A 10,793-nucleotide genomic window follows, 5' to 3' on the forward strand; every position below is an offset into this window, starting at 1 on the left:
GCGTCAACACGCCGGCGGTCAACATCAACGTGTTCCGGATCGGCGACCGCAATCTGATCAACACGGTGGTCGACAGCGATTTCCAGAAGACGTTGTCCAAATATCAACTCACCGACCTCGGCGACGAGCGCGGCGTAAAAGTCTGGTCCGGCGAGCTCGCGACCGCGATGACGCTGAACCAGGACGTCACCACCGCTTTCCCGGTCGACCAGGCGCTCGGCGATCTCCAGGCCGGCGTTTACGTGATGACGGCCGCCGCCAAGGGGCCGGGCTCAGACGACGACTATCAGCTCGCAACCCAATGGTTCATCGTCTCCGATCTCGGCGTGTCGGCCTATTCCGGCAATGACGGCATCCACGTCTTCGTCAACTCGCTGGCCTCGACCGATCCGGTCGGCAAGGCGGAGGTGCGGCTGGTCGCGCGCAACAACGAGATCCTGGCGACGCGCAAGACCGACGACAGCGGCCACGTGCTGTTCGAGGCGGGACTGGCGCGCGGCGAGGGCGGATTGTCGCCGGCCATGCTCACGGTCACCGGCGAGAAGGCCGACTATGCCTTCCTCAGCCTGAAGACGAGCGCCTTCGATCTGTCCGACCGCGGCGTCGCGGGGCGCGTGGTGCCGGCCGGCGCCGACGCCTTCGTCTATGCCGAGCGCGGCGTCTACCGTTCCAGCGAAACCGTCTATCTCACCGCGCTGCTGCGCGACGGGCAGGGCAATGCCGTCACCGGTGGACCGTTGAGCCTGGTGATCGAGCGTCCGGATGGCGTCGAATTCCGTCGCGCCGTGCTCCCCGACCAGGGCGCCGGCGGGCGCACGCTGGCTGTGCCGCTCAACTCCGCCGTCCCGACCGGGACCTGGCGGGTGCGTGCCTTCACCGACCCGAAGGGCTCTTCGGTCGGCGAGACCACCTTCATGGTCGAGGATTACGTTCCTGATCGGATCGAATTCGACTTGTCCGCCAAGGACAAGCTGATCAAAGCTAACGCTCCTGTGGAGCTCAAGGCGGACGGTCATTTCCTCTATGGCGCGCCGGCCTCCGGCCTCCAGCTCGAAGGCGACATGCTGATCGCGCCCGCCACTGAGCGTCCGGGCTTTGCCGGCTACCAGTTCGGCGTCGCCGACGAAGAGACCACCTCGAACGAGCGCACGCCACTGGAGAACCTGCCCGAGGCAGACGCCAATGGTGTCGCGACCTTCCCGGTGACGCTCGACAAGCAGCCCGCCTCGACGCGTCCGCAGGAAGCGCAGATCTTCGTCCGCATGGTCGAGACCGGCGGCCGCGCCGTCGAGCGCAAGCTGGTGCTGCCGGTCGCGCYGGCCAACGCCATGATCGGCATCAAGCCGCTATTCGGCGACAAGAACGTCGCCGAGGGCGACAAGGCCGAGTTCGACGTCTTGTTCGTCTCGCCCGAGGGCAAGACGCTTCCCCGCGACGGCCTGCGCTACGAGCTCCTGAAGATGGAGTCGCGCTACCAATGGTACCGCCAGAACAATTATTGGGAGTACGAGCCGGTCAAGTCGACCTCGCGCGTCTCTGATGGCGACGTCACGATCGCCGCCGACAAGCCCTCGCGCATCTCGCTGGCGCCGCGGCCCGGCCGCTACCGGCTCGATGTGAAATCGAATGACGCCGACGGCCCGGTCACCTCGGTGCAGTTCGACGTCGGCTGGTACTCCGACGGCAGCGCTGACACGCCGGACCTGCTGGAGACCTCGATCGACAAGCCGCAATACGCTTCCGGCGACACCATGACGGTGTCGGTGAACGTCCGCACTGCCGGAAAGCTCACCGTCAACGTGCTCGGCGATCGCCTGCTCACGACGCAGACCATCGACGTCAAGGAAGGCACTGCGCAGGTCAAGCTTCCGGTCGGCAAGGATTGGGGCACCGGCGCCTATGTGGTGGCGACGCTGCGCCGTCCGCTCGATGCGGCCGCGCAGCGCATGCCGGGCCGGGCCATCGGGCTGAAATGGTTCGGTATCGACAAGCAGACCCGCACGCTCCAGGTCAAGCTGACGCCGCCTTCGCTGATCCGGCCGAATGCGATGCTGAAGATCCCGGTCAAGCTTGACGGGCTCAATCCGGGCGAGGACGCCAAAATCGTCATCGCCGCGGTCGATGTCGGCATCCTCAACCTCACCAATTACAAGCCGCCGGCGCCGGACGATTACTATCTCGGCCAGCGCCGCCTGAGCGCGGAGATCCGCGACCTCTACGGGCAGCTGATCGACGGCATGTCGGGCACGCGCGGCCAGATCAAGTCCGGCGGTGACGCCGGGGCCGCCGAGCTCCAGGGCTCGCCGCCGGCGCAGAAGCCGCTCGCGCTCTATTCGGGTATCGTCACCGTCGCCGCCGACGGCACCGCGGAGGTGAGCTTCGACATTCCGGAGTTCGCCGGCACCGCGCGCGTGATGGCGGTGGCATGGACCGCGACCAAGCTCGGCCGCGCCAACACCGACGTCGTGATCCGCGATCCCGTGGTGCTGACGACGACCTTGCCGCGCTTCCTGCTCAATGGCGATCACGGCACGGTCAATCTGGAGATCGACAATGTCGAGGGCCAGGCCGGCGACTACGTCATCAACGTGAAAACGGGCGGCCCGGTGAAGATGACCGGCAATCCAGCCACCACGGTGAAGCTCGCCGCCAAGCAGCGCAATTCCTTCGCGCTCGCCATCGACGCGACGGCGGCGGGGCAAGCGACGCTCGACGTCGACATCAAGGGACCGAATGGCCTGGCGCTGGCGCGCCACTACGCGCTCGACGTCAAGGCGGCGACGCAGGTGCTGGCGCGGCGCTCGATCCGGACGCTGGCCAAGGGCGAGAGCCTGACGCTGACCTCGGACATGTTCTCGGATCTCGTGCCGGGCACCGGAAGCGTTTCGGTTTCGGCGAGCCTTTCGACCGCGCTCGATGCGGCGACGATCCTGAAAGCGCTCGACCGCTATCCCTATGGCTGCTCGGAGCAGATCACCAGCCGCGCCATGCCGCTGCTCTATGTCAACGAGCTCGCGGCCGGCGCGCATCTGGCCATGGACACCGAGGTCGACCAGCGCATCCGCGACGCGATCGAACGGCTTTTGGCCCGTCAGGGCTCCAACGGTTCGTTCGGACTGTGGTCGGCCGGCGGCGACGACGCCTGGCTCGATGCGTACGTGACGGACTTCCTGACCCGCGCCCGTGAAAAGGGCTTTGTGGTGCCGGACGTGCTGTTCAAGAACGCGCTGGATCGTATCCGCAACGCCGTCGTCAACGGCAACGAGCCGGAGAAGGACGGCGGGCGCGATCTCGCCTACGGCCTCTACGTGCTCGCGCGCAACGGCGCGGCACCGATCGGTGACCTCCGCTATCTCGCCGATACCAAGCTCTCCAACCTCGCAACCCCGATTGCGAAGTCGCAGCTCGCGGCCGCGCTGGCGCTGGTCGGCGATCGCAACCGCGCGGAGCGCGTCTATGGCGCGGCGCTCGACTCGCTGGCGCCAAAGCCGGTGCTGGAATTCGGCCGCACCGATTACGGCTCGCAGCTCCGCGACGCCGCGGCGCTGGTCTCGCTCGCGAGCGAAGGCAACGCGCCGAAGGCGACACTGACGCAGGCGGTGTCGCGGGTCGAGACCGCGCGTGGGCTGACGCCCTACACCTCCACGCAGGAGAATGCGTGGCTGGTGCTGGCGGCGCGCGCGCTGGCGAAAGAGAACCTGTCGATGGAGGTCGACGGCCAGCCGGTCAAGACCGCGCTCTACCGCAGCTACAAGGCTGTGACGCTGGAGGGCAAGCCGCTGAAGATCACCAACACCGGCGACGCGCCGGTGCAGGCGGTGGTCTCGGTGTCGGGCTCGCCGGTGACGCCGGAGCCGGCGGCATCCAACGGCTTCAAGATCGAGCGCAATTACTTCACGCTCGACGGCAAGCCCGCCGACATCAGCAAGGTCAAGCAGAACCAGCGCTTCGCGGTGGTGCTGAAGATCACCGAGGCGAAGCCCGAGTACGGCCACATCATGGTGTCCGATTATCTGCCGGCGGGCCTCGAGATCGACAATCCCAAGCTGGTGTCGTCGGGTGACAGCGGCACGCTGGACTGGATCGAGGACGGCGAGGAGCCGGAGGATACCGAGTTCCGCGATGACCGCTTCACCGCGGCGGTCGACCGGGCCTCGGACTCCAAGTCGGTGTTCACCGTCGCCTATGTTGTCCGCGCGGTTTCGCCGGGTAAATACGTATTGCCGCAGGCCTATGTCGAGGACATGTACAACCCCTCGCGCTACGGCCGCACGGGCACGGGCAATGTCGAGGTGCGGGCGGCGAAGTGAGTGAGATGAGCGAAGGCGATAACAGCTCTCGTCATTCCGGGATGGTCCGAAGGACCAGACCCGGAATCTCGAGATTCCGGGTTCGGCTCTTCGAGCCGCCCCGGAATGACGGGCGTGGAGCAGGGCGCGCGGCACTGCGCCTCCTCTCAGCTGCCGCCTTCACCTTCATCCTCGCTATCGTAGGCTTCGTCGGCTGGGTCTACTCCCTCGGCCCGTTGCCGCTCGACGAGGCTCGCGCCGTCTCCACCACCATCCTCGACCGCAACGGAAAACTGCTGCGCGCCTATGCCATGGCGGACGGGCGCTGGCGGCTGCCGGTCGACGCCAGGACCAATGTCGATCCGACCTATCTCAAGCTGCTGCTGGCCTATGAGGACCAGCGCTTCTACGCCCATGACGGCATCGATCCGCTCGCGCTCGGGCGCGCCGCGTTGCAGCTCGGGACGCGCGGCCACATCGTGTCGGGCGGCTCGACCATCACCATGCAGCTTGCGCGGCTGATGGAGCCGCGGCGGCAGCGCTCGATCTACGCAAAGCTGCGGCAGATCGTGCGTGCGATCGAGATCGAGCGCAGCATGAGCAAGAGCGAGATCCTCGACCTCTATCTCGCGCTCGCGCCTTACGGCGGCAATCTCGAAGGCATCCGCGCCGCCTCCATCGCCTATCTCGGCAAGGAGCCGAAGCGGCTGTCGCTGGCCGAGGCCGCGCTCCTGGTTGCCCTGCCGCAATCGCCGGAGACGCGCAGGCTCGACCGCTTCCCCGAAGCTGCGCGCATCGCGCGCGACCGCGTGCTCGACCGCATGGTCGAGGAGCATCAGGTCAGCGCCGACGACGCCAGGCAGGCCAAGCTCGTGCCGGTGCCGAAGCTGCGCAAGCCGATGCCGATCCTGGCGCCGCATGCCTCCGACACGGCGCTCTCGACCATCAAGGACACGCCGGTCATCAAGCTGACGCTCGATGCCAATCTCCAGAAGGTGCTGGAGCCACTGGCGCGCGATCGTGCCATTGCGCTGGGCCCGAACATCTCGGTCGGCATCATCGTCGCCGACAATGACAGCGGCGATGTGCTCGCCCGCGTCGGCTCGGCCGATTATTTCGACGAGCGGCGGGCAGGGCAGGTCGACATGACCCGCGCCATCCGCTCGCCGGGGTCGACCCTGAAGCCTTTCATCTACGGCCTCGCCTTCGAGGATGGCTTCGTCCACCCCGAGAGCCTGATCGACGATCGTCCGGTCCGCTTCGGCTCCTACGCGCCGGAAAATTTCGACATGACGTTCCAGGGCACGGTGCCGGTGAGGAAGGCGCTGCAATTGTCGCTGAACGTTCCGGCCATCGTGCTGCTCGACCGCGTCGGCGCGAGCCGTTTGGCGTCGCGGCTGCGTCAGGCCGGCGGCAATCTCGTCTTGCCCAAGGACGAAGCGCCCGGGCTCGCCATGGGCCTCGGCGGCGTCGGCGTGACGCTCCAGGACCTCGCGCAGCTCTATACGGGTCTCGCCCGGCTCGGCACCACAAAGCCGCTGCGCGAGGTCATGGCTGATAAGGACGACCGCGAGTCGCTCCGGCTCCTGGATCAGGTCGCGGCCTGGCAGGTCGGTAACGTGCTCCAGGGCACGCCGCCGCCGGAAAACGCCGCCCACAACCGCATCGCCTTCAAGACCGGCACCTCCTACGGCTATCGCGACGCCTGGTCGGTCGGGTTCGATGGCCGCATGACCATCGGCGTCTGGGTCGGCCGTCCCGACGGCGCGCCGGTTCCCGGCCTGATTGGCCGCGTGGCCGCCGCGCCCATCCTGTTCGACGCCTTCGCCCGGACCGGCAAGCTGCCGGCACCGCTGCCGAAGCCACCCAAGGGAACCCTGGCCGCCAGCAACGCCAAGTTGCCGTTGCCCCTGAAGCGGTTCCGCCCGGTGGGCGAACTGGTCAGGGCAGGCGGCGAGCAGGCCCCGCACATCCAGTTCCCGCTGAACGGATCCCGGATCGACGTCGACCGCTCCGCCGGGCCGGAGGCCGCCGCCATGCCGGTGAAGGTCGCCGGCGGCGTCTTGCCCATGACCATCCTGGTCAATGGAACCGCGCTCGGCGAGATCGACGGCCGGCGGCAGCGGCTGATCGAGCCGCCAGGGCCGGGCTTTGCAAGGCTCACCGTGATCGACGCCACTGGCGCCGCGGACACAGTTGTCATTCGAATTCAATGACTTGATGCTAAGCGGTTGTGGGAACGGCGGTTTCAGCGTATGCGGAACCGATGGTCGAGACCTACCCAAGCCCCCGTTTTGGAGCACCCCGCGAGCCGAAATCGCCCGTAAATCCGGGCAGCCGGCTCGTGCTGATGTTCGACGTCGTCACGGCCAGCCACGCCCGCGCGGTCGCCTTCCTGGTGCTGTGCGCGCTGCTGCTGTTCCTGCCAGGCTTCTTCACGATTCCGCCGATCGACCGCGACGAGGCGCGCTTCGCGCAGGCGACCAAGCAGATGGTCGAGAACGGCGACTATGTCGACATCCGCTTCCAGGAGGATGTCCGCTACAAGAAGCCGGTCGGCATCTACTGGCTGCAATCGGCGGCGGTCGAAGCCGCCACGGCACTCAAGCTGCCGAAGGCTGAATTGCGGATCTGGGTCTACCGTCTGCCGTCGCTGATCGGGGCGATCGGCGCCGTGCTCATGACCTATTGGGCCGCGCTCGGCTTCGTCACGCGCCGGGCCGCGGTGCTGGCGGCGCTGATGATGTGCGCCTCGGTGCTGCTCGGCGTCGAGGCGCGGCTCGCCAAGACCGACGCGATGCTGCTGTTCTGCGTGGTCGCCGCAATGGGCGCGATGGCACGGGCCTACCTGTCCTGGCAACGCGCCGAGGACGAGACGCGTCCGCCCTGGAGCTGGCCCGCGATCTTCTGGACCGCGCTGGCCGTGGGCATCCTGATCAAGGGCCCCCTGATCCTGATGTTCGCAGGTCTGACCGTGGTCGCGCTGGCGATCCAGGATCGCGATGCCTCCTGGCTGTGGCGGCTGCGCCCGGTCTGGGGCCTGATGTGGATGCTGGTGCTGGTGCTGCCCTGGTTCATCGCTATCTTCTGGCGCGCGGGCGACGCCTTCTTCGCCGACTCGGTCGGCGGCGACATGCTGAGCAAGATCGGCGCACAGGAATCCCATGGCGCACCGCCCGGGCTTTACCYCGCGCTGTTCTGGATCACGTTCTGGCCGGGCGCGCCGCTCGCGGCGATGGCGGCGCCCGCGGTTTGGCGCGCGCGGCGCGAGCCCGGCGCGCAATTCCTGCTGGCCTGGCTGGTCCCGTCGTGGATCGTGTTCGAGGCGGTGCTGACCAAGCTGCCGCATTACGTGCTGCCGCTGTATCCGGCGATCGCGATTCTCACCGCCGGCGCGCTGGAACGGCGCGTGCTGTCGCGGTCCTGGCTGATGCGCGGTTCGGCCTGGTGGTTCGCGATTCCCGTGGCCGGCTCGATCATCGCGGTGGTCGGCGCCGTCATGCTGACGCGGCAGCCGGCCTTCGCGGCCTGGCCGTTCATCGCGGCMTCGCTGATCTTCGGRCTGTTCGCCTGGTGGCTTTACGACAACAATCGGGCCGAGCGTTCGCTGCTCAACGCGCTGGTCGCCGCACTGATGCTGGCCGTGACGGTTTACGGCATCGTGCTGCCGTCCTTGACGCCGCTGTTTCCGAGCATCGAGATCGCGCGGGCGCTCCGCAACGTCACCTGCGTCGGGCCGAAGGCGGCATCGGCCGGTTATCACGAACCGAGCCTCGTCTTCCTGACGGGCACACAGACATTGCTCACCGACGGCTCGGGCGCGGCCGATTTCCTCAGGCAGGGGAGCTGCCGTTTCGCGCTGATCGAGCAGCGTTCCGAGCGCAGCTTCGTGCAGCGGGCCGAGGCGACCGGGCTGCGCTACAAGGTCGGCACGCGCATCGACGGCTATAATTTCTCGCAAGGACGCGCGATCTCGATCGCGATCTACCGCTCGGAAGGCACCGAGTAGGATGCCGGCGCCATCCGTCATCGCGCCGCGCGCGAGCTATCCCGCGCAATTGCTCGCCGTATCGGGGCGCGCCCTGGCGCAGCTCGTGCGCGCGCCCTCGCATTCGCGCCGCGCCGAGGCTGCGCGAAAACTGGCGCGGCACTCGCTGTGGCTCAGCGCGGCCGGTGCGGCCGTGATCATTGCGCTGATGGTCGCGTTCGATCAGACCGAGATCCTACTGATGCCGGTGCGCGGCACGCCCGGCCTATGGCCGATCCGCATCCTCACCGATTTCGGCAAGGACGAGTATGTGCTCTCGGTGCTGGCCACAGCGCTCGTGGTCTTGGCTCTCGTCGCGGCCGGACTGCCCGGCACCCGCCGAACGCTCCTGCTTGGCCTCGGCACGCGGCTGCAATTCGTGTTTCTGTCCGTTGCTTTCTCCGTGCTGGTCGCCGAGATCCTGAAATATCTCATCGGCCGCGGGCGTCCGTTCGTCGGCGGCAGCGCCAACCCGTTCAACTTCATACCGTTCGAGGGAACGGGGGCTTATGCCAGCCTGCCGTCGGGTCACGCGGTGACGGCATTTGCGCTGGCCTTCGCGGTCTCGGCGCTATGGCCGCGCCTGCGCGTGTTCATGTTCACTTACGCAATCGTGATCCTGCTGACGCGGCTGGTGCTGCTCGCGCACCACCCGAGCGATGTCGTGGCCGGCGCCCTGGTCGGCATCGTCGGCGCAATGGCGGTTCGCTACTGGTTTGCGGCCCGAAGGCTCGGCTTTGCCATCCRCGCCGACGGCACCATCGTGGCCCTTCCGGGGCCGGTCGCGAGCCGCCTCAAAAGGGTTGCCCGCGGGGCATCCGCCCCATAAAAGCGGCTGCCTGCCAGGRCCGCCGGTTCCCGCGGCAGGCCAATCCAACCACGAGTTTTCGATTTGTCGTCGTCCCAGCCTTCGGTTTCCATCGTCGTTCCCGTGCGCAACGAAGCCGACAACATCGCGCCCCTGATCGAGGAGATCAGCGCGGCGCTCGACGGCCGCTGGGCCTATGAGATCATCTACGTCAACGACGGCTCGACCGACGCGACCGGCGAACGGCTCGCGGCGATCATGACGCGGCGGGACAATCTGCGTCAGCTCCGCCATGCCAGATCGGGCGGCCAGTCAGCGGCGGTGCGCAGTGGCGTACGCGCAGCACACGGTGCGATCGTGGCGACGCTCGACGGCGACGGCCAGAACAATCCAGCCTTCCTGCCGAACCTGATCGCGGCGGTCGAGAAGGGCAGCAACGTCGGACTTGCCGCAGGGCAGCGTGTCGGCCGCAAGGACACCGGCTTCAAGAAATTCCAGTCGCGCGTCGCCAACGGCGTTCGCAACGCGATTCTGAAGGACGGCACGCGCGACACCGGCTGCGGGCTGAAGGCGTTCCGGCGCGAGGTCTTCCTGACAATGCCCTATTTCGACGGGCTGCATCGTTTCCTGCCGGCGCTGGTACGCCGCGAGGGCTACGAGATCGCCTATGTCGACGTGATCGACCGGCCGCGCCGCTCCGGCGTGTCCAATTACGGTTTCTTCGACCGGCTGTGGATCGGCATCATGGATCTCGCCGGCGTGTGGTGGCTGATCCGCCGCAAGAAGCCGACACCAGATGTGACTGAGGTGAAGGCATGATCATCCAATACGGTCAGGCGCTGAGCAACTATCTCTACGACGTCTTCGTCGCCAAGTTCGATTTCTGGCTGGCGTTCGGCCTGATCGCGCAGCTGTTCTTCACCGCGCGCTTCCTGGTGCAATGGATCGCAAGCGAGCGCGCCGGCAACAGCGTGGTGCCGATGGCGTTCTGGTTCTGCTCGATGGGCGGTGGCCTGATGACGCTGGTCTACGGCGTCGTGAAGCGCGAGCCGGTCATCATCCTCGGACAGGCGCTGGCGACGATCATCTATATCCGCAATATCATGCTGATCGTGAAGAACCGCACCCGCGCCTCGCAGACGCTGGAACGTTGAGCTGATGCGTTCAGCACCGCCGGCCTCGTGCTTTCGGGAGGTGCGGTTCTCGTTCGCGCCGGGTTATCGCGGCAACGCCGACGCCGCGCGTGAGGCGGGCAGGGCGGCTTGATCGGCCTCGTGCCTGCGATAGGGCTCGCCGGCCGCGTCCAGCACGGGATAGGCGACCGAGCAGATGTGCGAATGGATGCGGCGCAAATCGCGCAGCACGTCCAGATGCAGCGACGTGGTCTCGATGGTCTCGGGGCGGCCCTCGCGCAGCCGGTCGAGATGGCGCTCGACGGCGGCAAGCTCGGTGTTGCGCAGCGCGGTCTTCTCCACCAGCAGCTTGCGCGCCTCGTTGGCGTCGCCCGACATGAACACGCCGAAGGCGATGCGCAGCGAGTCCATGGTGCGCTTGTGGAAGGCGGCGAGCTCCTCGGCGCCCTCGGGCGAGAACTGGAAGCGGCGCTTGATCTTCTTGGTCGCAAGCTCGCTGAGGCTCTTGTCGATGATGTCGCCGATATGTTCGAGGT

At 67.2% G+C, this 10,793-nt stretch carries 7 protein-coding genes; 6 read left to right on the forward strand and 1 reads right to left on the reverse strand.

Features of this window, described 5'->3' with window-relative positions; translation table 11 throughout:
• From ACXJL8_RS21590 to ACXJL8_RS21615, 6 genes are all read left to right on the forward strand, one after another.
• The coding region (locus ACXJL8_RS21590; protein ID WP_456685545.1) for an alpha-2-macroglobulin family protein at positions 1-4,310 on the forward strand (4,310 nt) is incomplete at its 5' end.
• 5 nt (positions 4,311-4,315) lie between these two features.
• Complete coding sequence (gene pbpC / locus ACXJL8_RS21595) at positions 4,316-6,505, forward strand: penicillin-binding protein 1C (protein WP_456624140.1); 2,190 nt, start codon at positions 4,316-4,318, stop codon at positions 6,503-6,505.
• Between the two features lie 50 nt (positions 6,506-6,555).
• Positions 6,556-8,298, forward strand: a complete 1,743-nt coding sequence (locus ACXJL8_RS21600) for an ArnT family glycosyltransferase (RefSeq protein ID WP_456685546.1) — start codon at positions 6,556-6,558, stop codon at positions 8,296-8,298.
• A gap of 1 nt (position 8,299) precedes the next feature.
• Complete coding sequence (locus tag ACXJL8_RS21605) at positions 8,300-9,145, forward strand: phosphatase PAP2 family protein (RefSeq protein WP_456685547.1); 846 nt, start codon at positions 8,300-8,302, stop codon at positions 9,143-9,145.
• Between the two features lie 63 nt (positions 9,146-9,208).
• A complete protein-coding gene (locus ACXJL8_RS21610) occupies positions 9,209-9,943 on the forward strand; it encodes a glycosyltransferase family 2 protein (protein ID WP_456624137.1) in 735 nt (244 codons plus the stop codon).
• Positions 9,940-10,278, forward strand: a complete 339-nt coding sequence (locus ACXJL8_RS21615; RefSeq protein ID WP_456624136.1) for a lipid-A-disaccharide synthase N-terminal domain-containing protein — start codon at positions 9,940-9,942, stop codon at positions 10,276-10,278. Before ACXJL8_RS21610 ends, ACXJL8_RS21615 begins: the two co-directional genes overlap by 4 nt.
• Positions 10,279-10,341: 63 nt before the next feature.
• Here ACXJL8_RS21615 and ACXJL8_RS21620 read toward each other — a convergent pair.
• A partial coding sequence (locus ACXJL8_RS21620; RefSeq protein WP_456685548.1) for a PhoU domain-containing protein occupies positions 10,342-10,793 on the reverse strand: 452 nt, incomplete at its 5' end.

It is taken from the genome of Bradyrhizobium sp. P5_C11_2, assembly GCF_054049755.1.